23 protein-coding genes and 1 pseudogene are annotated in these 25,906 nt (G+C 58.9%); 15 read left to right on the top strand and 9 right to left on the bottom strand.

All coding sequences use genetic code 11. The features are described 5' to 3' along the window. The coding region (locus DU506_RS15040; RefSeq protein WP_220254404.1) for a hypothetical protein at window positions 1–314 on the top strand (314 nt) is incomplete at its 5' end. Between the two features lie 150 nt (window positions 315–464). Further along, complete coding sequence (locus DU506_RS15045; RefSeq protein WP_114487724.1) at window positions 465–1,328, top strand: bifunctional transcriptional activator/DNA repair enzyme AdaA; 864 nt, start codon at window positions 465–467, stop codon at window positions 1,326–1,328. Between the two features lie 80 nt (window positions 1,329–1,408). On the opposite strand, the gene DU506_RS15050 is transcribed toward DU506_RS15045, so the two are convergent. Then, the gene (locus tag DU506_RS15050; RefSeq protein ID WP_114487725.1) at window positions 1,409–1,690 is read right to left on the bottom strand and encodes a DUF503 domain-containing protein; all 282 of its coding nucleotides are present in this window, start codon (window positions 1,688–1,690) and stop codon (window positions 1,409–1,411) included. A gap of 168 nt (window positions 1,691–1,858) precedes the next feature. Here DU506_RS15050 and DU506_RS15055 point away from each other — a divergent pair, with 168 nt between their 5' ends. Together DU506_RS15055 and DU506_RS15060 are read left to right on the top strand one after the other, a co-directional pair. Continuing rightward, window positions 1,859–2,425, top strand: a complete 567-nt coding sequence (locus tag DU506_RS15055; protein ID WP_114487726.1) for a hypothetical protein — start codon at window positions 1,859–1,861, stop codon at window positions 2,423–2,425. Window positions 2,426–2,724: 299 nt separating this feature from the next. After that, window positions 2,725–4,143 (top strand): xanthine/uracil/vitamin C permease, encoded by a 1,419-nt coding sequence (locus tag DU506_RS15060; protein WP_114487727.1) that lies wholly within the window; start codon window positions 2,725–2,727, stop codon window positions 4,141–4,143. A gap of 88 nt (window positions 4,144–4,231) precedes the next feature. On the opposite strand, the gene DU506_RS15065 is transcribed toward DU506_RS15060, so the two are convergent. Together DU506_RS15065 and DU506_RS15070 are read right to left on the bottom strand one after the other, a co-directional pair. Further along, entirely contained in the window at window positions 4,232–5,581 is a 1,350-nt protein-coding gene (locus tag DU506_RS15065; protein WP_114487728.1) for a nicotinate phosphoribosyltransferase, read from the bottom strand. After that, the gene (locus tag DU506_RS15070; protein ID WP_114487729.1) at window positions 5,578–6,144 is read right to left on the bottom strand and encodes an isochorismatase family protein; all 567 of its coding nucleotides are present in this window, start codon (window positions 6,142–6,144) and stop codon (window positions 5,578–5,580) included. Before DU506_RS15070 ends, DU506_RS15065 begins: the two co-directional genes overlap by 4 nt. 180 nt (window positions 6,145–6,324) lie before the next feature. Here DU506_RS15070 and zwf point away from each other — a divergent pair, with 180 nt between their 5' ends. After that, complete coding sequence (gene zwf, locus DU506_RS15075; protein ID WP_114487730.1) at window positions 6,325–7,833, top strand: glucose-6-phosphate dehydrogenase; 1,509 nt, start codon at window positions 6,325–6,327, stop codon at window positions 7,831–7,833. A gap of 95 nt (window positions 7,834–7,928) precedes the next feature. Here zwf and DU506_RS22535 read toward each other — a convergent pair whose 3' ends face one another. After that, window positions 7,929–8,051 carry a hypothetical protein gene (locus tag DU506_RS22535; RefSeq protein ID WP_268877331.1) on the bottom strand — a complete coding sequence of 41 codons (123 nt, stop codon included), beginning with the start codon at window positions 8,049–8,051 and terminating at the stop codon, window positions 7,929–7,931. A gap of 71 nt (window positions 8,052–8,122) precedes the next feature. On the opposite strand from DU506_RS22535, the gene iscB reads away from it, so the two are divergent. From iscB to DU506_RS15090, 3 genes are all read left to right on the top strand, one after another. Further along, window positions 8,123–9,493, top strand: coding sequence for an RNA-guided endonuclease IscB (gene iscB / locus DU506_RS15080; RefSeq protein WP_114487731.1), 1,371 nt, complete (start codon window positions 8,123–8,125; stop codon window positions 9,491–9,493). A gap of 90 nt (window positions 9,494–9,583) precedes the next feature. Then, window positions 9,584–10,306 (top strand): 6-phosphogluconolactonase, encoded by a 723-nt coding sequence (gene pgl / locus DU506_RS15085; RefSeq protein WP_114487732.1) that lies wholly within the window; start codon window positions 9,584–9,586, stop codon window positions 10,304–10,306. Between the two features lie 47 nt (window positions 10,307–10,353). Then, entirely contained in the window at window positions 10,354–11,016 is a 663-nt protein-coding gene (locus tag DU506_RS15090) for a bifunctional 4-hydroxy-2-oxoglutarate aldolase/2-dehydro-3-deoxy-phosphogluconate aldolase (protein WP_114487733.1), read from the top strand. Window positions 11,017–11,032: 16 nt separating this feature from the next. Here DU506_RS15090 and edd read toward each other — a convergent pair whose 3' ends face one another. Continuing rightward, on the bottom strand, window positions 11,033–12,919 hold the full coding sequence (edd, locus tag DU506_RS15095) for a phosphogluconate dehydratase (protein ID WP_114487734.1): 1,887 nt from the start codon (window positions 12,917–12,919) through the stop codon (window positions 11,033–11,035). Window positions 12,920–12,927: 8 nt separating this feature from the next. Beyond that, window positions 12,928–13,692: a glycerophosphodiester phosphodiesterase family protein gene (locus DU506_RS15100; protein WP_114487735.1), complete on the bottom strand. Its 765-nt coding sequence runs from the start codon at window positions 13,690–13,692 to the stop codon at window positions 12,928–12,930. A gap of 209 nt (window positions 13,693–13,901) precedes the next feature. Between DU506_RS15100 and DU506_RS15105 the strand changes: the two are divergent. Together DU506_RS15105 and DU506_RS15110 are read left to right on the top strand one after the other, a co-directional pair. Next, window positions 13,902–14,510, top strand: a pseudogene (locus DU506_RS15105) (RNA-guided endonuclease InsQ/TnpB family protein). A 232-nt stretch (window positions 14,511–14,742) separates the two neighbouring features. Beyond that, window positions 14,743–15,720: an NADPH:quinone reductase gene (locus DU506_RS15110; RefSeq protein ID WP_114487736.1), complete on the top strand. Its 978-nt coding sequence runs from the start codon at window positions 14,743–14,745 to the stop codon at window positions 15,718–15,720. A gap of 21 nt (window positions 15,721–15,741) precedes the next feature. Here the strand turns inward: DU506_RS15110 and DU506_RS15115 are convergent, their stop codons facing one another. Then, window positions 15,742–16,674, bottom strand: a complete 933-nt coding sequence (locus DU506_RS15115) for a MurR/RpiR family transcriptional regulator (RefSeq protein WP_114487737.1) — start codon at window positions 16,672–16,674, stop codon at window positions 15,742–15,744. Between the two features lie 289 nt (window positions 16,675–16,963). On the opposite strand from DU506_RS15115, the gene DU506_RS15120 reads away from it, so the two are divergent. Further along, complete coding sequence (locus DU506_RS15120) at window positions 16,964–17,782, top strand: enoyl-CoA hydratase/isomerase family protein (RefSeq protein ID WP_114487738.1); 819 nt, start codon at window positions 16,964–16,966, stop codon at window positions 17,780–17,782. Window positions 17,783–17,788: 6 nt separating this feature from the next. Next, window positions 17,789–19,981, top strand: a complete 2,193-nt coding sequence (locus DU506_RS15125) for an acetate--CoA ligase family protein (RefSeq protein ID WP_114487739.1) — start codon at window positions 17,789–17,791, stop codon at window positions 19,979–19,981. 76 nt (window positions 19,982–20,057) lie between these two features. Here the strand turns inward: DU506_RS15125 and DU506_RS22540 are convergent, their stop codons facing one another. Next, on the bottom strand, window positions 20,058–20,180 hold the full coding sequence (locus DU506_RS22540) for a hypothetical protein (protein ID WP_268877332.1): 123 nt from the start codon (window positions 20,178–20,180) through the stop codon (window positions 20,058–20,060). Window positions 20,181–20,289: 109 nt separating this feature from the next. Between DU506_RS22540 and DU506_RS22260 the strand changes: the two genes are divergently transcribed. From DU506_RS22260 to DU506_RS15140, 3 genes are read left to right on the top strand one after another with little or no spacing between them, the layout of a single operon-like run. After that, window positions 20,290–20,517 (top strand): hypothetical protein, encoded by a 228-nt coding sequence (locus tag DU506_RS22260; protein WP_235825674.1) that lies wholly within the window; start codon window positions 20,290–20,292, stop codon window positions 20,515–20,517. Between the two features lie 46 nt (window positions 20,518–20,563). Beyond that, window positions 20,564–21,367 carry an enoyl-CoA hydratase-related protein gene (locus DU506_RS15135; protein WP_114487740.1) on the top strand — a complete coding sequence of 268 codons (804 nt, stop codon included), beginning with the start codon at window positions 20,564–20,566 and terminating at the stop codon, window positions 21,365–21,367. Beyond that, window positions 21,367–23,214, top strand: a complete 1,848-nt coding sequence (locus tag DU506_RS15140; RefSeq protein WP_114487741.1) for an SLC13 family permease — start codon at window positions 21,367–21,369, stop codon at window positions 23,212–23,214. The genes DU506_RS15135 and DU506_RS15140 overlap by 1 nt, the downstream gene beginning before the upstream one ends. Window positions 23,215–23,283: 69 nt before the next feature. Here the strand turns inward: DU506_RS15140 and DU506_RS15145 are convergent, their stop codons facing one another. Continuing rightward, window positions 23,284–25,734, bottom strand: coding sequence for an acyl-CoA dehydrogenase (locus DU506_RS15145; RefSeq protein ID WP_114487742.1), 2,451 nt, complete (start codon window positions 25,732–25,734; stop codon window positions 23,284–23,286). Window positions 25,735–25,906 lie beyond the last annotated feature (172 nt).

Below are 25,906 nucleotides of genomic sequence, written 5' to 3' on the forward strand. Positions count from 1 at the left end.
GCAAAGCCAGCGCGCTTGATCTGGATGCGATGCCTGTCTATGAAAAAGGACAGACGGAAAAATACCGGTTCAGCGGACGGCGAGTAAAACGAGGTCTCTACCGTGCCTCCCAAGGTCGGCTTATCAATGCCGACGTGAACGGTAGCGCGAATATCATGCGAAAAGTAATCGGTGATGCGTGGGTCACCGCCCATCTCAAAGCCGGTAAGGGCGTTGTGGACACGCCCATGTCAATTACGCACATTGATCACCAATTGACATTAGAAGCTCGCCAACGAGCGAGTGAAACCACGTCTAACGGCGCAGCCGCTTAGGCGGGGTAGTTCATAACTTAAACATAGAGTGAGAGAGTGTCTGATTACCCGCCAGTGCGCAAGATTCGGGTCGGCACTCAGGCCTTGATCGCTTAGGCTGGCAGTATCAGCACATGGACAATCCATAACGCGGCGGTGAGTGAGGCGAAAATGAACGATTATGCGCGTATCGAAAAAGCCATGGCCTATATGGTGGCCCATGCGGCAGCGCAGCCTCAGCTGGAAACGGTAGCTGCTCACGTTCATTTAAGTGCTTTTCACTTCCAGCGGCTGTTCTGTCGTTATGTGGGTATTAGCCCCAAACGCTTTTTGCAGGCGCTCACCTTGGAGCGGGGCAAGCAGCTGATGCAGTCATCCTCCTCGCAGCTGGATATCGCTCATACATTGGGGCTAAGCGGCGGTTCTAGGCTTTACGATCACTTTGTGCAGCTAGAGGCGGTCACTCCCGGCGAGTATAAGCGCCAGGGTGAGGGGGTGGAGGTCGCTTACGGCATTCATGAAACGCCGTTAGGCAGTATGTTCGTCGCGGTAACGCCCCGGGGTATCTGCCGGATGGGGTTTGTCGATGCGACCAGTGCCGAAGAGCTGTTAGCACGGCTCGCCAAACAGTGGCCGCAAAGTGCTCTGCACTACCGCCCTGAGGCTACCGGCTACGCGGTGGAGGCGCTGTTTGCAAAGCCAGGAGAGAGAGCCGCTTCTTTGTCGTTGCACGTGTCCGGCACGAATTTCCAAATAGCGGTGTGGCGTGCACTGCTGACGATTCCCGACGGTCAACTGGCCAGCTACTCCCGTATCGCCCAAGCGCTGGGTACACCTAAATCGTCGCGGGCGGTGGGTAATGCGGTGGGCGCTAACCCAATCGCGCTGTGGATTCCCTGCCATCGGGTGATCCAACAAAGCGGTGCATTGGGCGGCTACCGCTGGGGTGTGGCGAAAAAGCAGATGGTGCAAGCTTGGGAACTGGCGTATCACTCAATGCTGTTAGCTGAAGAAGAACCGCCCGCTAACGCTTGAGTACCCGTCTGGATATGGCGTTTAACTCATGCGGGCGCCGCCGGCCTATCTGTTCAGCCTTTGGTCCCTAAACAGCGTCGCTAGAGTATCTCTCGGGTCACATCGAGCATTCGACCGTCGACCGTTCGCTGAATTTTGTCTTCTATCTCGCTACACAGGGATTCGACCTTTTGTGGCGAGGTGGCGGCCACCACGAAGGTCCATTCGCTGGCGTCGAGTTTGTCATGGTCGCCACTTTCGCAAACGGCGATGGAGGGGTTGCGCCCGAAACGTTCGTGAAGCCCGCCGACACGTTGACGTTTTTCCTTGAGTGAACCGCATCCCGGCAGGGAAATTTTCATGGTGAGGATGCTGATATGCATAGGTGTTGCCCCTTTGAAGGATAAGTTGCGTGTCTCGATTACCCGATGCCAGTAGCCGCTGATTTTCCCGGCCGAAACCCGTTCAATGGATATGCTAGGCTTTGCCTTTTGGCAGGGCATGCCGTTATGCCATTGCGTACTGTTAAGCCCGTTATTGAAGGTAATCCCATGAAAGTGATACATGTCAAAGCCGTGAAACAACGTGAGGCTTGCCTGGCGCGTTTATGTGCCGAAGTTTATGGCCAGCAAGCGGGGTTGACGCCATTGGTGATCTTCGCGGGCACAAGGCGCGTATTGTTCGCCCAAGAAGCCGCCCGCTTGCTGGCGCTGGTGGATAACCAGGGTGCTCCCCAAGCGCTAGCATTACTGGTGCTGGATGAAGCGGGAGAGGGCATGACCGTGCGGCTTTCCTGTTCGTTGAATAATGACATTGAGGCGCGGCGGCGGCTGATCAAGGAACTCTCGCTCAAGGCACCGCTGCGTGTCGAGATCGACGACCCGTATGATGAAGCTTTCTACCAATCCTGTGGCTTGACGCGTTGGTTTGATGGCCCGGATAACCAGCGAATTGGTCTCGGCGCGAAGCATCCTGCAAGCGATGCCAGCGAATTGACCAATACCTTGAGTATCGATGAACAGGCCATCCTGCGGAGTTTCAAACACGACGCTAAGAGTTTCGAGGAAGATAAACAGCGGTTTGTCGAAGGGTTAGCAGCGTTTCCTGAGACACTTTAGGCGCTTATTCCTACTTTCTGCGACCAAAGAATGACGTATACGTAAAGCGCAGCAACGACCGGGCGGGTTTGGATAAAAGCCCGCTTTATATAGCTATATTTCTATAAAAAGCCGCTATTTAGCTGCTTTTGTCCATGTTTGATCCTCGCCTGCCCGGTTCTCGGCAGCAGTCTTCGGGTAGCGTTTGTCTAAAGGTCGAATGTCGTCTTTTTAGCTGACCGCGTAAAACAGCACTCACTCAACAAGAACAAAACAATGGAGGTACACCGATAAACAAACAGAATGTGTGAGGTAACGACGTGCTGCAGAAACGCAAATACGGGGAAGAGCATCCCTATTGGCCACTCGGCCCATTCAAGCTCCGCCTGCCGTTTATCCATTTCCGCTGGGAAATTCCTGAAACCATCCAGGCACTGGTGATGTTCGTCATCGGTCTGGGCATGATTCCGCTGCTGGAACAATATCTGGGTCTGCCTTATGAGGTGGCGCTGGCCTATGTCGTGGTTTGTGGGGTGGGCTTCATGCTGCCGCCCTTGCTGGGCGTGCCTTTCATTGCGGGATGGATCACCCCGGCTATCCCGGTGGTACTGCTGTTTGTCGGCCAGTTCGAACCCGGCCCAGAAGCGATTCGTGCCATGGTGGCGCTGCAATTGATGGTCACCGCTATCTTCCTGATCATGGCGGTCACTCGGTTGGGTTCCAAGCTGGTCAATAATGTGCCTGATTCGATCAAGGCCGGGATATTGCTGGGAGCAGGTATCGCCGCCATCAGTGGCGAAATCAGCGTGGGTGGACGTCTGCATACCACGCCGATTTCACTGGGCATTGGCGGGCTGGTGACGTTGTACGTACTGTTTTCGTTGTCGTTTCGCGACATGACCGAGAAGTATCGCTGGGCGCGCAATATTGCCTCTTATGGGATGGTGCCGGGAATGCTGGTGACCATGGCGATTGGCTGGGGCGTGGCGGAATACCCCTTGCCCACCGTCGAGTGGGGCTTCGAGGCACCGGATTTTGCGGGTATCTGGGCCTATCTGCCGTTCAGCATCGGCTTCCCCGGCGTCAGCCTGCTGGTGGCGGCGATTCCCACCGCCATCATTGCTTACATCATTGCTTTTGGCGACATCATCGTCGGCCAGACATTGTTGAAACGTGTCGATCATTTGCGCCCGGATGAAAAGATTGAAGTGAATATCGACCGGGTCCACCTGATCACCGGGCTGCGCAACCTCATGCACTCTCTACTGGCGCCGTATCCCGGCCTGGCCGGTCCGTTGTTCACCGGGGCCATGGCGACGGTTGCCGAGCGTTATCGCTATGGTCGCAAGGCAATGGATACCATCTATTCGGGTGCGTCGGTCTTCTGGATCGTGGGCTTTCTGGCGCTGTTCATGCTGCCGTTGGTGACGTTGTTCCGCCCGGTACTGCCTATTGCGCTTTCCATCACCTTGTTGATTACCGGCTATCTATGCATTGCGGTAGCGGTCGAGCAGATCAAGAATGCCACCGCCATGGGCGTGGCGGGTATCATGGGCGTGGTGCTGGCCACTCATGGCGCAGCCTGGGGGCTGGGTGTCGGGCTGGCGCTGTATTTCTTGATCGAGCATCGCACCCGAGCCAACCAGGCGGGAGCGGCCCTGGATGAAGAGCCGATCCATGTCGAGGATGACATGGCGGTTGAAGAAAGTTCCGAAGGAAATGCGCAAGACGCGCGTTGATCTCAACCACAGTCAGGTCCGATATTGCCCCCGCTCGAATACCGAGCGGGGGCAATTTTTTAGTCAGCGCTCCAAGCCCCCGGCTTACTCAAGAAAGCGCCTCGACAAGACGGCTAAGTTCATCGCTGAGTTCCACCGGATAATCGGTTGCGCCCTCCTCAAGTTCTTTCATCGCATCGGGCATGTCCTTCAATGCAGCCTGGACCCGTTCTCGAGCGCTATCCGCCAAGGCCATGGCCTCATCGTCGAGGCGGCCATTGTTGACCAACTGCACCAGCAGGGCTTCGCCATCGGTCCGCTTTTCATCTCGGCAGGCAATGATATCCCCGGCATAGCGGCCCCGGGCATCGCGTCTCCGGTAGACCTGCTTACGCCCCGGCAGATTGATCTTGCCGCTGGAATGCTTGACCCGAGGACGTTCGGCGTATTCCACCAACTTGTAGGAAAGGTCGATCACCGGGGCATCCGCAGCAACCCCCATTTGCGTGCCGACACCGAAGGCATCGATGGGCGCACGGTCCTTGAGTAGTGCCTGAATCTTGTATTCATCGAGCCCGCTGCTGGCGATGATCTTTATCGTCTGATAACCGGCTTCATCCAGCATGGCCCTTGAACGATGCGCCAGATCGCCCAGATCACCGGAATCAAGACGCACGCCACTGACCTTGAGTTCGGGTTCTTCATCCATCAGTTCGATGACCATCTGCACACCTTTCAAGGTGTCGTGGGTATCCACCAGCAAAACGGTTTCAGGGTATTGCCTAGCGAAGGTGCGAAAGGCTTCGCGTTCATCATCGTGAGCGAGAATATAGCTATGTGCCATGGTGCCGTTCAGTGCCAGGCCATGGCGCAGCCCACCCAGTACATTGCTGGTGGCGGCGATACCGGCGGTGCGATAGGCACGCACCCCGCGCATGGCCGCATCCACGCCGTGCATGCGGCGCATGCCGAAATCCACCACCGGGCGATCGTCGGCGGCCATGGCGATGCGCACCGCTTTGGACGCCAGCACGGTTTCCGGTTGCACCAGGTTCATGATCAGGCTTTCCAGCAATTGGGCCTCCGCAATGGGCGCGTCCACTTCTAGAAAGGGTTCGTTCTCAAACACCGGCGTGCCTTCCGGCAGGGTCCAGATATCGCCACTGAAACGAAATGCTTCCAGCCATTCGAGAAAGCCATCATCGAATTTTCCGGTACCAGCGAGACGTTCCAGGTTTGCTTGGCTGAAACGCAATTGACTGACCAACGCTGCGGCATGTTGTTGGCCGCAGGCCAGCATGAAGCGTCGCGAGGGCGGAAGCTTGCGAAAGAACAGGCTGAACGTGGCCCATTCCTGCATGGACTCCTTCCAGTAGGCCTGGACCATGGTCAGCTGATAAAGGTCTGTCAGTAACAGGAGGTCATTGTCTTCGACCTGGGCGGGAACCGGTTCGCTCATGCTTGTACCTCAATGCCGATATCCTGAAGCTCGCGTGTGCAGTTGTCCCGGGCCTCGGGGGCCACCGGTTCGGTGAGTTCCGCCAGCAGAAGCACCTCGAAGCCTTCTTTGTGTGCATCCTTGGCGGTAGCTTGCACACAGACATCCATGGCCAAGCCACACACAATCACGCGTTTGATGGTTTTTTCACGCAGATAATTGCCCAGTCCGGTGCCGTCGAAGGCGGAATAGGCATCGGCATCGAAGGCGGTGGCCTTGCTGACGCGGATAACGTCGGAAGGGACGGCGAGGCCGGGATGAAAGGCGGCACCGGGCGTATCCTGAACGCAGTGGGGCGGCCATTCTCCGCCACGATGCTCGAAGCTGACATGATCGACCGGATGCCAGTCGCGTGAAGCGAACACCATGGCGCCGGCCTTGCGCGCCTTCATGATCTCCGCGTTAATCCCGGGTACCAGCGCAGCGCCACCTTCTACCGCCAAGGCACCGCCTTCGCAGAAGTCGTTTTGCATGTCCACTACCAGCAAGGCGTCTTGAGGTGCATAGTCGACTTGCGTCGGCATGGAAGACCTCCATAGTGTTTTTAGAAACAAGTACTCCTCAGCGTATGACCTGAACCGGGTTTTGTGTAGGTGAGATAACGATTTCGAGCCTGAATTCAAGTAATAGGTGCCGCGTCTCGATTGAGTTGCGAAGCGGTTGTGAGGTAATTTTCAATCTACTTGCATGGCAAGGGAGCCGATATGAATCAGCAAACTGCGCCTGAGGCACCTCGGCTGAAAGGGGTTCCGGAAGCAATCGATCTGGTGTTATTCGGTGCTCTGGGCGACTTGTCTCAGCACAAGCTTCTCCCGGCCCTTTATCAGCTTGACCGTGAACAATTGCTCGACGCCGATACTCGGCTGTTGGGCTTGGCCCGTCAGGCATTGGTGCTCGAAGGCTTCCGGGCCAGGGTGGAAAGCGTGCTGAGAACCCACGTGAAAGCCGAGGAACTTGACCCCGCCACGCTACAGCGTTTTCTGGGGCGGCTTGCCTATGGCCGGCTCGACTTTACCCAATTGGAAGGTTATACGGCGGTACGTGACTGGCGAGGGCGAGATGCGGCACGGCCGCTGGTGATTTACCTGGCGGTCGGGGCGAGCCTTTACGGCGATATTTGCCACCATCTTCAGGCCAGCAACAGTGTGGATGACAATAGCCGAGTGGTGGTCGAAAAGCCGATCGGCCACGACCTGGCTTCCTCGGAAGCTATCAACGATGCCATCGCTGCGGTATTTCCGGAATCGCGCATCTATCGGATCGACCATTATCTGGGCAAGGAGACGGTACAGAACCTGATTGCGCTGCGTTTCGCCAACCCCTTGTTCGGCACCCAGTGGAACCAGAATCATATTTCCCACGTCGAGATAACCGTGGCTGAAAAAGTGGGTATTGAAGGCCGCTGGGGCTACTTCGACCAAGCCGGGCAGTTGCGCGATATGGTACAGAATCACCTTTTGCAGCTGTTGTGTCTTACCGCCATGGACCCGCCTTCCAGCCTTGATGCCGATGCCATCCGTGACGAAAAAGTGAAAGTGCTCAAGGCACTGAAGCCGGTAACGGGGGAGGCGCTAGGGCGCGATGTGGTGCGCGGCCAGTATATTGCCGGCTTCAGTGACGGTAAAAGCGTGCCGGGCTACCTGGAGGAAAAGGGCGCCAACACCGAAAGCCACACCGAAACCTTCGTGGCCATGAAAACCGAAGTGGTCAATTGGCGGTGGGCGGGAGTGCCGTTCTACTTGCGTACCGGAAAACGGATGCCGGAAAAGTTGTCTCAGATAGTGATCCATTTTCGCCAGCAACCGCACTACATCTTTGACCCCGACCAGCGCAACTTGGCGGCTAACAAGCTGATCATTCGGTTGCAGCCGGAAGAGGGTATCGCCCTGCAAATACTCACCAAAGACAGCGGCTTGGATAAGGGCATGCGCCTGCGAACCGGCCCGTTGAACCTGGATTTCAACGATGCCTTTCCCAAGTCGCGGATTCCGGATGCTTATGAACGACTATTGCTGGAAGTGATGAAAGGGCAACAGTATCTATTCGTGCGCCGTGACGAAGTCGCCCACGCCTGGCGCTGGTGTGACCAGTTGATCACTGGATGGGAATCGCGTGAAACGCCGCCCCAGTGCTATCCGGCGGGCTCCTGGGGGCCGGTGGCTTCGATAGTCATGATCACTCAGGACAGGCGTAGTTGGTACGAGGACTATTGAGGTCAACTACCTCGCCCTAAAGGACGAGGCTTGTGAAAGCAAGCCCGGTTGACCAGGGAAAGCGGTAGCCAACCCGCTACGTTTGCAATAGGTCGTCAAGACCCACCGCCGAATGCTTCGCTCAGTTCGGCGCTCTGGAAGGTCAGGGTCATGCTGGTGAAAGGTAAAGCGCCGAAGGTTCTGGTCGCTACCGCAAGGTAGGAGCCGGTTGCAGACATTCCCGAGGGGAGACAGGTTGAAAGACCTGCGTCACCAGGCCCGTAAGGGTTCTATTTAAGAAGGAGATCGCATGGCGGTGTTCGTATTGGGAAAGAACAAGCAGCCGTTGATGCCGTGTAGCGAAAAACGCGCACGGCTGTTGCTGGAGCGTGGTCGGGCGGTGGTGGTGAACCTGACGCCTTTCGTGATCCGCCTGCGGGATCGCTGCCTGAGTGACTGCGCCTTGCAGCCGACATTGCTGGGCATTGATCCGGGCAGCAAGGAAACCGGGCTGACGCTGATGCGGCTGGAAAACAACGCAACGGAAGAAAAGGCACCGGCAACCCGCCATGGGCTTTGCCTGTTTCAGTTAGTGCATCGGGGCTTCCAGATTCGCCAAGCCTTGGAGCAACGTGCCGGTTTTCGGCGTCGGCGTCGCAGCAAGAATCTGCGTTATCGTCAGCCGCGTTTTGATAACCGCACGCGCAAGAAGGGCTGGCTACCACCCAGCCTGCAACACCGAGTCGATACGACCATGGCCTGGGTGGACAAGCTGTGCCGTTGGGCACCGGTGACTCATCTGAACATGGAATTGGTGCGCTTCGATCTACAGAAGATGGAAAACCCGGAGATTTCCGGGGTCGAGTACCAGCAAGGCACCTTGCTTGGCTATGAGGTGCGTGAATACCTCCTGGAAAAATGGGGGCGTGAGTGTGCCTATTGCGGCACCGGTGATACACCGCTGGAGATCGAGCATGTGGTAGCGAAATCTCGGGACGGCTCTAGCCGGGTGAGCAATTTGACCATCGCCTGCCATGAGTGCAACCAGGCCAAGGACAACCAGTGGCTTACTGACTTCTTTGCTACCGACAAGGGGCTCAAGAAACGATTGAAGGCTAATGGCCTGTCGGCCACCGTTCGGCTTGAGCGCGTCCAGCGCCAGCTCAAGTTACCACTGCGGGACGCCACTGCTGTCAACGCCACGCGCTGGACGCTGTTTGGCACCATGAAAGCCACTGGCCTGCCGGTCGCCGTGGGCAGTGGTGGTCGCACCAAGTACAGCCGTCAGCGGCTGGGCATTCCCAAGACCCATGCCCTGGATGCCGCCTGTGTCGGCAAGTTCGACACCCTGAAAGGCTGGCGGGCACCCACCCAGGTCATCAAGGCCATGGGGCGCGGCAGTTATCAGCGCACGCGCCTCGACAAGTACGGCTTCCCACGGGGCTATTTGATGCGGCAGAAGCAAGTGCAGGGCTTTCAGACCGGCGATAGGGTCAGGGCGGTGGTGCCCAGCGGCAAGAAGGCCGGGACACATACAGGGCGCGTGGCGATTCGCAAGACCGGCAGTTTCAATATTCAGACCGAACAGGGCGCGGTCCAGGGTATCTCCTGGCGCCACTGCACCCTGCTGCAACGCGGTGATGGCTACGGCTATCACCCACTACCCACAATCCAATCATAAAGGAGACGCGGACAGGGAACCCCGAGTCGTGCTGCGCACGAGGCGCTATCCCTCCCGGCGCTAAAGCAACCGGGTTTCCCGCGCAAAACGATGAACTATCCAAAGAACGATGACCACCAGAATCATACTCATCAAAACCATGCTCATCAGAACCGTGTCAGGCAACAGCTTGCCGATCAGCTGGCGGAAGCCGTCGCCGAAGCGCTGAAGACCGATCTGGCCGAGCAGGAGCGCGTACTGTTGGTGGTCTCCGGCGGCTCGACACCGGTGATGTTCTTTCAGGCGCTGGCAAAAAAGAGTCTGCCTTGGGAGCGAGTTGACATCACCCTGGCGGATGAGCGCTGGGTCGATGAGCAGGGCAGTGAGAGTAACGCTCGCCTGGTCCGCGAGCAGCTTGTGCAAGATAAAGCCTCGCCAGCGCGCTTCGTGCCGCTGACCAGCGCGGTCGTAACGCCCGAACAGGGTGTGGCCGAGGTCAGCGGCCGACTAAGGGGCCTGGCCTGGCCCGCCAGTGCCGTGGTGTTGGGCATGGGCGGCGATGGACATACGGCATCATTATTCCCCGATAGCCGCGAGCTGGATCTGGCGCTTTCCAGCGACGAGCCGCTGGTGGCCGTTCGTACCCCCAGCCAGCCGCAGCCACGTATCACTTTAAGCGCTGATCGCCTGCATCAGGCGCGGCGTCATTTTCTGCATATCACGGGAGAGGACAAGCGCGCTGTGCTGGCGAGAGCTCTGGCGGGGGATGATGCCCGTAAGTTACCGATTCGCGCCTTTTTTGCTTGTCCGCTGGCCATTTACTGGGCGCCCTGACATTCTGGGATACGTTGCGCTCACACTTTTTTTGGAGATGCATGCCCATGACGCTCGACAAGCAATTACCCTCTACGCGTACCGCTGAGCTCGATAGCATTTGCCTGAAGGCTGAAGTGATTCCCGTGATAACCATCGAGCGTCTCGAAGACGCCGTTCCCATTGGCCGGGCACTGGTGGAAGGTGGCTTGAACGTACTGGAAATCACCTTGCGTACCGATTGTGCCCTGGAGGCGGTCAAGCGCTTGCGCGATGCGCTTCCCGGCGCCAGCATCGGGGTGGGAACGGTGCTCACCCCGGCCCAGTACCGTCAGGCCGAGGAGGCAGGCGCCGACTTCGTGGTGACCCCCGGCGCGACGCAAGCCCTTTACCAGTATGGGGTGGAAAGCCCGGTGCCGATGCTGCCCGGTGTGGCGACTGTCTCCGAATTGATGAGTGGCTGGCAGTACGGTTATCGCCGCTTCAAGTTCTTCCCTGCCGAATCCAGCGGAGGAGCCCGAGCGCTCAAGGCATTTGCGGCCCCGCTACCCGAGGTGCGCTTTTGTCCCACTGGGGGCATCAACATGACCAATGCCGAAGAATACTTGGCGCTGCCCAACGTCATGTGCGTGGGCGGCACCTGGCTAACCCCCAAGGCGTTGATCGAAGCCGAGGACTGGGCGGCGATTCGCGATCTGGCCCGCCAAGCCGCCGAGCGTTTTCACCATTGAGCGAAGTGGACGTTGCTCAAGCGTCCTCTTCATGCATCTGATCGGTCTGGCGGGCCAGGTCATCCGCCTCGAACCCTCCCAATACCCCGGCGCCCTGTTCGGCGCCCATGGCCATATGCCGAAAACCGCCGAACAGCTCCCGCCCCAGGCCGACATGGTAGTGCGCCAAGTTGGCCATGACGGGGCGGCGTTGGGCCCATTCGCCGGCAGGCACCTTGACGTTCAACTCACCCTTGTCGGCATTCAGGTGAATCACATCACCGTCGCGCAATTTGGCTAGCGGCCCACCGTTGACGGCTTCGGGGGTGACGTGAATCGCCGCCGGTACCTTGCCCGAAGCGCCGGACATGCGCCCATCGGTGACCAGCGCAACCTTGAACCCCCGGTCCTGCAATACCCCCAGAAAAGGTGTCAGGTTGTGCAGTTCCGGCATACCGTTGGCCTTGGGGCCTTGAAAACGCACTACCACGATGACATCACGGTCCAGGTCGCCGGCCTCGAACGCCGCCTTGAGCTGGTTCTGGTCGTCGAACAGCTTGATCGGGGCTTCCACGACATGGTGTTCCTGGGCAACAGCCGACAACTTGATCACCCCACGGCCCAGATTGCCGTTCAGCACAATGAGCCCGCCGGTGGCGGCGAACGGTTCGGCTACCGGGCGCAGTACCTGGGTATCCAGGCTTTGCGCCGGGCCTTCGCGCCAGGCGAGTTTGTCATTCTCAAGGAAGGGTTCCTGGGTATAGGCGGTCAGGTCGGTGCCGAATACCGTGGGGATGTCGCCATGGATCAACCCCGCGCCCAGCAGTTCGCGAATCAGCAGACTCATGCCCCCGGCGGCCTGAAAGTGGTTCACATCCGCCTGACCGTTGGGGTAGATGCGGGTCATGCTCGGCACCACGCTGGAAAGGGCGGTGAAATCGTCCCAATCGATAGTGAGCCCCGCAGCGGCGGCCATGGCGACCAGATGGAGGCTGTGATTGGTGGAACCCCCGGAGGCCAGCAGGCCGACCATGGCGTTGACGAGGGCGCGTTCGTCGATCTGGCGGTAGAAAGGCCGGTACTCGCCTCCCGGCTCGCTGTTACGAATCGCCTGCTCCGCAGCGTAGCGGGTCAGGGCCTCACGCAGAGCGGTGCCGGGGTTGATGAAGGAAGCCCCCGGCAGGTGCAAGCCCATCAACTCCATCATTAGCTGGTTGGAATTGGCGGTGCCGTAAAACGTACAGGTGCCGGGGCTATGATAAGACTCGGATTCCGCCTCGAGCAGTTCGTCGCGGCCCACCTTGCCTTCAGCGAAAAGCTGACGGATGCGCGCCTTTTCCTTGTTGGGCAAACCGCTTTCCATGGGGCCGCCGGGCACGAAGATTCCCGGCAGGTGGCCGAATCGGGCGGCAGCGATGAAGAGCCCCGGCACGATCTTGTCGCAGATTCCCAGGTAGAGCGCGGCATCGAACATGTTGTGCGAGAGCGCCACCGCCGTGGCCATGGCAATCACATCCCGCGAGAACAGCGAAAGCTCCATCCCGGGCTGGCCCTGAGTGACGCCGTCGCACATCGCCGGAACGCCACCGGCAAACTGGGCGGTGGAGCCCATGATCTGAGCCGCCTGCTTGATGATGTCGGGAAAATTCTTGTAGGGCTGGTGGGCCGAGAGCATGTCGTTATAGGCGGAAACGATGCCCAGGTTGGCACTGTTCATCATTTTCAACTGCTGCTTGTCGGTGTCACCGCAAGCGGCGAAACCATGCGCCAGGTTGCCACAAGAAAGCTCGCCGCGGTGTACACTCCTTTTGTGCTGGTCAGCCATGCGACGCTCATACAGAGCGCGACGCTCGCTTGAGCGTTGGCGAATACGCTGAGTGACCTCGGCGACGGTGGGGTTGAGAGAAGGCGTTGCGCTGACCATGGGACACCTCAAACGCTTAGGTGATGGGGTGGAAAATTCTTGAACAAGGTGGGGTCGTCGCTGATGGCACTGGTGACTCCCCAGCCCCAGCGTGGCGCGAAAGCACTGGGATCGTTAACGGTGTAGCAGATCAGCGGATATCCCGCCTCGCTGATTGCCTTAGCCTGGGGGCGTTTGAGGCGTGGCCAATGCACGTGAACACTAAAGGCATCCACCGCCTGGCACTGGACGTGCCAGTCTCCAGGCAGGCTGCCGAAAAGCGCCCCCAGAGCCAAGCGGGAAGTGTCGGCATGGTCTCGGGCATGCGCCAGGGCGCCTTGGTTGAACGACGACAGGATCAGGCGCTGAGGGGAGAGTGCCTGCATGGCCCGAGGAAGGACGCTGTCGACCAGAGCGATAGGGTCCCGGCCCTTGTTGACCTTCAATTCCAGGTTGACGCCCATATCGAGTTCCACCAGTAGCGCCAGCATGGCCTCCAGACTGGCCATGCGTTCACCGCTGAAATGATCTCCGAACCAGCTGCCGGTATCCAGCGTGCAGGCCTGGGGCCAATCGTAACGGCGCAAGCTTCCACGTCCGTCTGAACAGCGTGACACGCCCAGGTCGTGCCAGATCACCGGGGTGCCATCTCCAAGCAGCTGAACATCCAGCTCCACCCAAGCGATACCAGCCTGGTGAGCGGCACGCACCGCCGATAAGCTGTTTTCCGGCGCCTGGCGGGAAAGGCCGCGATGGGCGATCAAGCGCGGTAGCGAAATAGTCGGATGCTTCATGGAATGCTTTCGTGACCCCCCAGTAAAGAATACCCGCTGTAAAAATGCGCTGAAGATCAGCCTATCATGTGAGTCGACCGAGACGCTGGCTGAGTTATCTAGAAACGCGTAATACCTCTTCCTGAGTCGCGTAGCGCGAAGGGGGATACAAGCGCGGCGTCCGAGAGGACGCCTTGTATTCTTACGTAAATGATACTAGGCTGTAAGCCATGAAAATCGAACGCGCCTACAAGTACCGATTCTACCCGACGCCCGAGCAGGAAATCCTGCTGGCGCGGACGTTTGGGTGCGTGCGGTTTGTCTGGAACGCGGTGCTGCGACATCGCACCGATGCGTTCTAGCAACGCCAGGAAAAGATCGGTTACAACGACGCCAGCGCGTTCCTGACCCAGCTGAAAAAACAGCCTGACACCGCGTGCCTGGCTGAGGTCAGGTCGGTGCCCTTGCAGCAATGCCTGCGCCATCAACAATCGGCCTTCAAGCACTTCTTTGCCAAGCGCGCTCGGCACCCGAGATTCAAGTCAAAGAAGCAGCGACAGTCCGCCACCTTTGCCAGTTCGGCGTTTGCGTATCGCAACGGCCAGATCACGCTGGCCAAGTGCCAGGCACCGCTTAACATCCGCTGGAGCCGCGTGCTTCCGTCAGCCCCCAGCAGCAAGCGCTGCCATGGCTGCGGGTTTGTCGTCGAATCCTTGCCGCTCGATGTTCGCACCTGGGACTGCCCGGACTGCGGCACCCAAGGCATCGACCGCGACATCAATGCCGCCCGCAACATCCTAAAAGCCGGCACCGCGCTGTTAGCCGGTGCTGAGAGTTGAAGCACTACCGAGGGGCACTCGGGAAGTTACGCCTGTGGAGTTTGTGTAAGACCGGCAATGCCAAGGCATTGAGGCGACGGACAACGAAGCAGGAACCTGGGAGGTAACGACCAGGGAATCCCCCTCCACAAGTGCGTTAGCGCTGAAGGTGGGGGAGGATGTCAACGCCTTGATTTCTCGCGCCTCACGCGGTTGGATAGCCGCACGATCCAAAAACCATAAAGGACATCCCATGAGTCAACGTATCCAATTTTCCCAGACCGGCGGCTCCGAGGTGCTTGAGCTGGCCGAGGCGGCACCGGCCGAGCTCGGCCCCGCTGACGTTCGGGTGCGCAACAAGGCGGTCGGCTTGAATTTCATCGACATCTATTTTCGCACCGGCCTGTATCCAGCACCGAAGATGCCCTCAGGCCTGGGAACGGAAGGCGCCGGCGTGGTGGATGCGGTGGGTGAAGAGGTTACCCATTTGAAGGTAGGGGATCGGGTGGCCTACGCTCAAGGCCCTCTGGGCGCTTATGCACAGCTGCATACCTTGCCCGCCGCAAAAGTGGTGGCATTGCCGGACTTCATCGAATTTGAAACTGCGGCGGCGAGCATGCTCAAGGGGCTGACCGTGCAATACCTGCTACGCCAGACCTGCCCCTTGAAAGGAGGCGAGACGATTCTGTTTCATGCCGCCGCCGGTGGCGTGGGCTCGATTGCCTGCCAGTGGGCCAAGGCGTTGGGCGTAAAACTGATCGGTACCGTAAGCTCCCAGGAAAAAGCCGACCTGGCGATGGCCAACGGCGCTTGGGCGACGATCGATTACACCCGGGAAAACGTGGCCGAGCGGGTACGCGAATTGACCGACGGCGAGATGTGCGACGTGGTGTATGACTCGGTGGGCAAGGACACCTGGGAGATCTCCCTGGACTGCTTGAAGCCGCGTTCCTTGATGGTCAGTTTCGGTAACTCTTCAGGCCCGGTCGAGGGCGTCAATATCGGGATTCTCAACCAGAAGGGGTCGCTGTTCGTCACGCGCCCGAGCCTGAATGGCTACGCCGATACCCGCGAACGCCTGGAAATGATGTGCGAGGATTTCTTCGCCATGCTGAAAAGCGGCAAGATCAAGATTGACGTGGCCAATCGTTATCCCCTGGCCGATGCCGGTAAGGCACAGGATGCACTGCAAGGCCGCAAGACCACCGGCTCGACGATCCTGTTGCCATGATCTGAAATGGATTGAACTGAATCAATCGATCTCGACATAAGCGCCCATGCGGCGCATGCGGGTTTCGAAATCGGCGACGTTGTCGACCAGCTGATTGGGGCCGAAAGCGACGCATTCGGCCAATATCGCCTCGATCAAGGTAATCGCCGAAAGAATCGACGGGAAAAAATGCGGCGTGGCGTTGGCCACGGTGAAAGTGAGCTGAGCGCCGGGTACCAGCGGGGAGCGCAGGGTATCAGTGACCACGATGGAACGCACACCGTTGGCGCCTGTCACCTCCAGCGCTTTCACCGTTTCGGCGCAATAGGGCTCAAAGCCGAAGGCCACCACCACGTCGTGCTCATCGAAGCGGTCCAGTTCGGTGAGCAAGCCTCCCTCCAGCCCTCGTATCAAATGAATGTCCGGCATCGCGATGCGCCCCACATAAGCGAAGTGGTAGGCGCAGGCGAAGGTGTCGCGAAACCCCACCACAGCGACTTTTCGCGCATCAAGAATCAGCCTGGCGGCGTCTCGCACTCGCGCCTGGTTATCGGCGGTGAACAGCTTGCCGATGTTGTCGAAAGCCGCGTCGCCCACATCGAGAAATATCGGGTCTTCGGTATGAGCCAGGTTGCGCAAGTGAGTGGCGCGTCCGGAAAGCTCGATCGGCCCCGCCTGTACCGCTGACTGAAACACGTCCCGAAACAGCTCATAGCTATCGAACCCCATGCGCTTGGCCAGCCGCACCAAGGTCGAGGGAGTCACCGCTGCTGCTGCGGCGGATTTGCGAATCGACTGAAAAGCGATATCCATGGGATGTTCGAGCACATAACCCGCAGCCAGCTTCAGCTGGGGGCTGAGCTCGGGATAGGCTTCAGCAAGCTGTCGATTGACGACGTCCAACCGGGTGGAGGAAGACAGCTCTTTGGTGAGGACTACTTCAAGCGGGTTGTCATGGGGGCTGGACGCTGACATTGCAGGCTCCTCAGGCAGATGAATGGGCGCATTGTAACGTAGGCCCTGAAGACTTATGCAGGCCCTGAAAACTTATAGAACGAACAAGACGCGTGAGGCTAAATCGGCACCTATGAAACATATGTATCTTTATTAATTTATATGGAAACGTATGTGTTGACTATACTTTACCCATTACGCTAGTCTTTGTGTCAATACATAAGTGATATTTGTATGCCAAAGAGAAACGTTTGTTTCATTCTGGCTTTCATTTCAGCTTTCTTTTTTATTCTGCAGACTGGATACCTCCATGCCTTCTGAATCCGCACCTTCTTCCTCACTTCCTCACTATGAAACGCTGCTGCTTCACCCGCAGGGCAACGTACTGGAAATTCGTTTCAACCGGCCGCATCGCCTCAATGCCGTGGTCGAGGCGTTCTACACCGAATTGCTGCAAGCGCTTGCATATGCCGAACGCAGCAGCGCGTTTCGCACGGTGATACTCACCGGGGAAGGGCGAGCGTTCTGTGTGGGTGCCGATATGAAAGAGCACGGCGGAGCCGAGCGTAGCTTGTTTCAACGTCGTCAATACCTGCAATTGGGTAACGATGTGTGTGAAGCGATCATGCGGCTGAAAAAGCCGGTGATCGCTGCGGTCAACGGCTATGCCTTGGGTGCGGGGGCGGAAATGGCGGTGGCCTGCGATTTCATCCTGATGGCGGAAGAGGCGCAGATCGGTTTTCCCGAAACCAGCATCGGTACCTGTGTCGGTGGCGGGGTTTCCAAGGTGTTGCCGCAACTGGTGGGGCTGAACAGGGCGCGCCAGCTGCTCTACACCGGGCGGCGCATCGATGGTGAAGAGGCCGCACGTATCGGCTTGGCAAGCGCGAGCTGGTCGGGGGATGTGCTGTTAAGCGAGGCGTATCGACTGGCTGCGGTGCTGGGCAAGCAAGCGCCAATTTCCATTGCCATGCTCAAGCGCCTGGTCAATGTGGGGGCGGGAAATGATCTGGATAGCCAGTTGCAGCAAGAACTGGATGCGGTCTTTACCTGCTCCACCACCGCCGATTGGCAGGAAGGCGTGAACGCCTTCGCCGAAAAACGCACCCCTGATTTCAAAGGCGAGTGAATCACCATGAATCCTATTGAAGGCCATCTTCAGACACGCAGCCCACTGCATGACATTCTCGCCCCCAAAGGCATCGCTGTGGTGGGAGCTTCCGCTGATCCAACCAAACGCGGCTATAAAGCCATGGTCGGTCTGATCAAGGGGGGTTATCGCGGCGATATTTACCCGGTCAATCCCAAGGCCGAGCTTATTCTTGGCGTGAAAGCCTGGCCGTCGGTAAGTGCCATTCCGGGTTCGCCTGAGCTTGCGTTGTTATGTACCCCCGCCGCGACCGTGCCCGGCTTGATTGCCGAATGCGGCCGGCGAGGCGTCAAGGGAGTGGTCATCCTGGCCAGCGGCTTTGGCGAAACGGGCCCCGAAGGGGCGGCGCTGGAGCGCGAAATGATGGCCAAGGCCGAGGCGCATGGGGTGCGCATCATCGGGCCGAATACCTCGGGCATCTTCAACCTGCACCACAATATCAACCTCCTGGCGCTGGATAACCTCAAGCCGGGAGATATCGGGATTGTGTCACAGTCCGGCAATATGCTGCTTTCGCTGGCGCTTGAAGCGCAGCACAACGGCCAGGTGGGGTTCAGTACCTATATCGGTCCGGGTAACCAGAGCGATATCGGCTTCAACGATTATCTGCGCTACCTGGGCGAAGATGAAAACACCCGAGTGGCCACGCTGTATGTCGAGGGGTTTCGCGACGGCCGAAAATTCCTTGAGGTGGCGCGCGATGTAACCGCCATGAAGCCGGTGGTGGTCTACAAGTCGGGCTCCACCGAACAGGGTCGCCAAGCGGCGAGTTCGCACACCGGCGCCCTGGCGGGCAGCTACCAGATGACCGTGGACCTGCTGCGCCAGTTCGGGGTGAGCGTGGTTCAGTATTCCGATGAAATCCTGCCGGTGGCCGAAGGGCTTGGGTTGTTGCAAAGGGCCGCCGGCAAGCGCGTTGCGGTAATCGCCGATGGCGGCGGCCAGGCGACTATCGCCTCCGACCGCCTGGCGGAAGCCGGCCTGGAACTTGCGGAATTGAGTGACACAAGCCGTGAGCGGTTGCGCGCGATTCTGTTGCCCCAAGCCTCCACGCGCAATCCCGTGGATGTGGCGGGCTCCTCCGACAGTCACCCGGCACTGCTGGCGGAATGCATGCGGATCGTCGCCGAGGATGACAATGTCGACAGCGTCCTTCTGGTGGGCATGTTCGGTGGCTACAGCCTGCGCTTTGCCGAATCGCTGCTGGGTGATGAAATGCGTGGTGCCGAGGCCATGGTGGACCTGTCGAATGCCACCGATAAGCCGCTGGTCATCTACAGTTTGTATGCGCCGATCAAACCCCCGGCACTGCGGCGGCTGCATGAAGCGGGATTGCCGATCTATGCCTCGATCGAGCATGCGGTGCGAGTGCTCGCCGCCCTGGGTGAGCGTGGCCTTTATCTGGCCCAGCAGGAAAAGCCGCTTGAACAGGGCGCCAGCGAGCCGAGCATGCTGCCCGTACCCAGCATGCGCGCGGTATTCGAACGCGCGCGTCAGGAAGGGCGCGACTTGCTGGAATACGAGGCCAAGGCGCTTCTCGCCGAGCACGGCATCGAGGTGCCCAAAGAGCAGGTGGCCATCAACCGCAGTGATCTGGTGGCGATCGCCGACGAATTCGGTGAGATCCCTCTGGCGATGAAAGTGGTCTCCCGAGATATTCTGCACAAATCCGATGCGGGAGGCGTGAAGCTCAACTTGGTCGGCAAGGCGGCACTTGCCGAGGCATTCGATCGGATCATGGCTTCTTGTCACGATTACGACCCGAATGCGGCGATCGAAGGCGTGCTGGTGACGCCCATGGCACGCAAGGGTGTCGAGGTAATTATCGGGGTTATTCGCGACCCGATCTTCGGCCCGGTATTGATGTTCGGCTTAGGCGGCATTTTCGTGGAAATCCTCGAAGACGTGGCATTCCGCTCGATTCCGCTGACACGTTACGATGCCGACTGCATGGTGGAACAGCTCAAGGCGAAAAAAGTGCTGGAAGGCGCGCGTGGCGAGGCCGGAGTGGATAAAGCCGCCCTGGTGGACTTGCTGCTCAAGGTGTCGCGTATCGTGCAGGCCTACCCGCAGCTTTCGGAGCTGGATCTCAACCCGGTGATTGCCTATCCGGATGGCTATGCGGTGGTCGATGCTCGGGTTATCGTGGAGCCTGGACAGTCAACTACCTCGCCCTGAAGGGACGAGGCTTGTGACAACAAGCCCGGTTGACCAGGGAAAGCGGTAACCAACCCGCTACGTTTGCAACAGGTCGTCAAGACCCACCGCCGAATACTTCACTCAGTTCGGCGCTCTGGAAGATCAGGGTCATGCTGGTGAAAGGTAAAGCGCCGAAGGTTCTGATCGCTACCGCAAGGTAGGAGCCGGTTGCAGACATTCCCGAGGGGAGACAGGTTGGAAGACCTGCGTCACCAGGCCCGTAAGGGCAATGTTTAGGAGGAGATCGCATGGCGGTTTTCGTATTGGGAAAGAAAAAGCAGCCGTTGATGCCGTGTTCGGAAAAACGCGCACAGCTGCTGCTGGAGCGCGGACGGGCAGCGGTGGTGAACCCGAACAGGGCGCGGTACAGGGCATCTCCTGGCCCTACTGCACTCTGTTGCAACGCGGTGATGGCTACGGCTACCACCAGATACCCACGACTCAACACTAAAGGAGGCGCGGACAGGGAACCCCGAGTCGCGCGGCGCACGACGCGCTATCCCTCCCGGCGCTAAAGCAACCGGGTTTCCCGCGCAAAATCTGATGAATCAAGGAGAACGCATGAACCTGCCACAGCCTACCCTGACCGATGCCGACCTGACGCTGGAAAACCGCGTGGCGACGCTGACCATGAACCGCCATGATGTGCGCAATGCCTTGACCGGCACCGCCCTGGTGGACGACATCGTTGCGGTGGCCGATTGGATCAACCATTGCGACGATGTGTCGGTATTGTTGATCACCGGTGCCGGCTCGGCTTTTTCCGCCGGCGGCAACGTCAAGGACATGGCCAATCGGGGCGGAGATTTCGCCGGTGATGTGGCTGAAGTCTCCGCGCGTTATCGGCAAGGAATCCAGCGTATTCCGCTGGCGCTGCAAGACGTCGAAGTGCCGATTATTGCGGCGGTGAACGGCCCGGCAATCGGTGCCGGTTTTGATCTGGCCAACATGGCGGATATGCGGCTGGCCTCGAGCAAGGCCAAGTTCGGTGAAACCTTTCTCAACCTGGGGATCATTCCCGGCGATGGCGGGGCCTGGTTCATGCAGCGCCTGATCGGTTATCAGCGTGCCTTCGAGCTGACCCTTTCCGGGCGAATCATTGATGCCGAAGAAGCCAAGGCATACGGCATCGTTCTGGATGTCTTCGAGCCGCAAGCCTTGATGCAAGAAGCCCAGGCATTGGCCGCACGCATTGCCGCTCAGCCGCCCAAGGCAACCCGCTTAACCAAGCGCCTGATGAAGATGGCCCAGCGCACCGAATTGAAGGATTTTCTCGATCTGTGCGCGGTCTTTCAGGGCATGTGTCATAACGAACCGGAACACCTCGAAGCGGTAAATACCATGCTGGAAAAAATGTCCAAATAATGTCGATAGCCGACAGCAGCTTGGTATTCCTCCTGCTGGGGGCAACTCTCGTGGCCTTCGTCTGGGGGCGTTTTCGCTATGACCTGGTGGCGCTGGCGGCACTGCTTGCCTCGGTAATGTTGGGCCTGGTCCCGGCGGAGCAGGCCTTCATGGGGTTCGGCCATCCCGCAGTGGTGACGGTGGCAGCGGTGCTGGTGCTGAGTCGCGGTTTCGAGCGTTCTGGGGTGGTGGATGCCATCGCCGATCAGGTGCTCAAGGTGGGAGATCGGCTATTTCTGCAACTGGCCGCTCTGACCGGCACCGTGGTGGTACTTTCCGGATTCATGAATAACGTCGGTGCCTTGGCGCTGCTGCTGCCGGTGGCCATGCGCCTGGCCCGGGAGCACGATACCTCGCCATCGCTGCTGTTGATGCCGTTGGCTTTCGGTTCCTTGCTGGGCGGTTTGACCACCCTGATTGGCACTCCGCCCAATATCATCATCGCCAGCTATCGCAGCTCGGTCACCGGTGAGTCATTCGGGCTGTTCTCTTTCTCGCCGGTCGGCGTGGTAGTGGCTCTTGCTGGGCTGGCCTTCATTTTGCTACTGGGCTGGCGGTTGGTGCCACAGCGCGCCGGTAAAGCCTCCACCGAGGAAATGTTCGATACATCGAACTATCTGGTTGAAGCCAGGGTCGATGAAAACTCGAAAGCGCTCGGCTGGACGTTACGTGAGCTGCAGCGTGAACTTGAAGATACCATCCCGGTATTGGCGGTGGTACGTGACGATCATCGCCAGGCGGGTCACGCCTTTCTGGGAACGCTGAGAGAGGGCGATATTTTATTGCTCGAAGCCGGTCCTGAAGAAATGAAGCAGCTTGAGGACAAGACGGGCTTGGTGGTGGGGATTGATCCAGAGGAATCCAGCGAAGAAGATGAAGAACCCTCCGCTGAAGGTGATGCCAAGCAAAGCAAAACCGACAAGAAACCAAGAGCGACGGGTGTCGATACGGAGGGGTTGGAGCTGGTCGAGGCGGTGGTGCGTAACGACTCCATGATGATCAATCGCACCGTGACCCAATTGCGTCTGCAAAACCAGTTCGGCCTGCATCTGGTGGCGGTGGCTCGCGACGGTAGCCGCCTCAAGCAGCGCCTGCATAAAATCCGCTTTCGCCCAGGCGATGTGTTGTTGATGCAAGGCGGGGAAAGCGAGCTCTCCGAAAGCTTGACGACACTGGGTTGCCTGCCGTTGGCCAATCGTAATCTGTCCATTGGTCAGCCGCGCATGCTGATGATCTCTCTGGCTATTTTCGCCTTGGCGATTCTCGCCATCCTGTTCGAACTATTACCCGCTGCGGTGGCGCTGACCAGCGCGGCCCTGGTGTCGCTATTGGTGGGGGTATTGTCGCTGCGTGACGGCTATCAGGCAATCGATGGACCGGTAATTGTCTTGCTCGCAGCGATGCTGCCGGTGGGCAATGCTCTGGAGACCAGCGGTGGAGCGGCGATGATTGCCGAAGGGCTGCTGAATCTTGGAAAGCAATGGCCGGTGATCGTCACTCTGGTGACGCTGTTCGTGATTACCATGCTGTTGTCGAACATCATCAACAACGCGGCGGCGGCAGTACTGATGGCGCCGATTGCCGCCAGCCTGGCCGAGGGTTTCGAAGCCTCGCTGGATCCCTTCTTGATGGTGGTGGCGGTGAGCGCTTCCTGTGCCTTCTTGACCCCCATCGGTCACCAGTCCAATACGTTGGTACTGGGGCCGGGGGGTTACCGTTTCGGTGATTATTGGAAGCTGGGCCTGCCCATCTCATTGCTGGTGTTGGCGGTAGGCATGCCGATGATCCTGTGGGTGTGGCCGCTGTAAACAAAACGCCCCGGCCATGTGGGCCGGGGCGTTTTGCTGTGACTGGTTGTTATGAATGGTTGATGTGCGTCAAGCGGCGTTATGATCGATCAGCGTTGCCTTGTCGGTGGCGAACTCATCGTAAGCGAAGTCATCGACAGTCAGCATCTCGAGTACTTTTGCTTCGAAAATCCCCATGAACTTGGCGTCCTCTTCGCTGATCAAGCCTTTTTCCAAGGCGGCCGTTACGCGCTGCTCGGGATGCAGGGCGGTCTCGGGAATTTCTCCCTTGGCGTAGGCCTTGTTGACGGTGCGATAGAGCTTCTCGGCATGCTCGTAATCCACCAGCAGCGCATTGTAACGAGCCAGGGGGTTGCTCACCTCGCCATCGTCGCTATCCCAGGTGTTTTCCAGCATCTTGCTGCGCAGAGCGCTATGCGTGGAGACCTTGCCGGCGATTTCACGGGCAAAATCATCGTGCGGCTTGTCCCAGCGGCGCCCGGTAGGCATCACGATCCATTTCAGGGTCTTGCCCAGCGGTCGGTTGGGCAGATTGTCGAAAACTTCGACGAAGGCCTGTTCAGCACGCTGGAGCAAGAAACGGCAGCTGTAATGCAGCAGGGCCTCTTCACCCTCGACTCGCTTGTCGTTCGCCTGCCACTGCTTGAGTACCATGGAGGCCAGATACAGGTTGGACAGCACGTCACCGAGGCGAGCGGAGAGCATTTCACGTTTTTTCAGGGCGGAGCCGAGGCTGGCCATGGCGGCGTCAGCACAGAGGCCAAAGCCCGCGGAAAGCCGTGCGATATCTTGCGCATAAACGGCTGCCGGGCCTTCAAAGGGTACCTTGGCCTTGCCTAGCCCTAACCCCAGGGTAAAGGCGCGGGCGGCGTTACCGAAGATCAATCCGGCATGACTGAAAAACGCCTTGTCGAATGCCTGGATGTCATCGGCATCCTTCGCCGCCAGTTCTTCGAGTACATACGGATGGCAGCGGATGGCGCCTTGACCGAAGATCATCAGGTTGCGGGTCATGATGTTGGCGCCTTCCACGGTGATCGCCACCGGGTTGGCACTGTAACCGATGCCCAGATAGTTGCGCGGGCCGAGTGTCACGGCCTTGCCTCCATGCACGTCCATGGCATCGCTCAGGATCACGCGCTGGAATTCGGTCAATTGGCTTTTCAGAATCGCCGAGGGCACGGCGGGTTTTTCGCCATGATCGATCAGGTTGGCGGTCTGATACACCGTCGCCTGGGAGATATAAGCCAACGCCGCCATGCGGGCCAGAGGTTCCTGAACGCCTTCCATTTCCGCGACAGGCACGTTGAACTGACGGCGAATGCGAGTAAAACCGCCGCTCCAGCCCAGGGCATAACGAGCGGTGCCGGTGGCGCCGGAGGGCAGCGTGATGCAGCGGCCGATGGACAGGCACTCGACCAGCATGCGCCAGCCCTGGCCGATCATCTCCGGGCCGCCGATGATGGTATCCAGCGGAACGAAGACGTCTCGGCCCTTGATCGGGCCGTTCATGAAGGGGCTGCCAATGGGGTGGTGACGACGCCCGATTTCCATTCCCGCCGTGTCGCGGGGAATCAGCGCCAGGGTAATGCCGCGATTGGCTTCGTCGCCTAGCAGGTGCTCCGGGTCGAACAGGCGAAAGGCCAAGCCCACCACGGTGGCAACCGGCGCCAGGGTGATCCAGCGTTTTTCGAAGTTCAGACGCAGGCCGATGACTTCCTTGCCGTCGATCATTTCCTTGCACACGATGCCGGTATCGGGCAGCGCGGTAGCGTCACTACCGGCGCGCGGACCAGTCAAGCCGAAACAGGGGATTTCACGCCCATCAGCCAGACGCGGCAGGTAGTGATCTTTTTGCTCTTCGGTGCCGTATTTGAGCAACAATTCGCCTGGGCCGAGGGAGTTGGGAACGCCCACCGTGACCATCAGGGTTTCATTGACCGAGAGTTTTTGCAGCACCAGCGACTGCGCCTTGGCAGAGAAGCCCAGGCCGCCGTATTGCTTGGGAATGATCAGGCCGAAGAAGCCTTCCCGCTTGAGCAGATCCCATAATTGCTGGGGCAGGTCGGCGCGCTCGCGGGTGATGTTCCAGGCGTTGCACATCCCGGCAGCCTTGGCGCACTGGTTATCGAGAAAAGCCTGTTCCTCCTGGGTAATGCCGTCATCGCGATAATCGAGCAGCCTGTTCCACTGGGGTTTCCCGGAAAACAGCTCCCCGTCCCAGGATACCGTGCCGGCTTCCAGGGCGGTACGTTCAGTGTCGGAGACCTTGGGCGCCACTTTCTTGAACATCGCGAACAAGCGCGGCGTGAGCCATCGGCGGCGCAGCATGGGCAGACCGGCAGCGGCGATAAGCGCGGCGCCAAGCAATAAGACGACACCGGTCAGCTCAGCGTCGAGTAATAGTCCGGCAATGCTCAGTACGCCCAGCACCGCAAGCGCCGATGTAGCCCCGGCCTCGCGGCGCATCACGACAAGCAGGCCGATCACGGCCAGCAGGATAAGCAATAGGGTGAGCATGGGGAATCTCCAGCAATGGTCAGGAAAGTTGCGCTGTATCGAACAGTTGTTTGAATATTGGCAGACAAGCTTGCCGTGATGCAAGCTTCTTGCCCAACTGGTGAGAGGTAACGCCGGATTCGGAAAACAAAACGCCGTGTCCCCTGATCGGGGATACGGCGTTGGGAGATGA

It is taken from the genome of Vreelandella rituensis (genome assembly GCF_003336665.1).
GTDB classification, from domain to species: Bacteria; Pseudomonadota; Gammaproteobacteria; order Pseudomonadales; family Halomonadaceae; genus Vreelandella; species Vreelandella rituensis.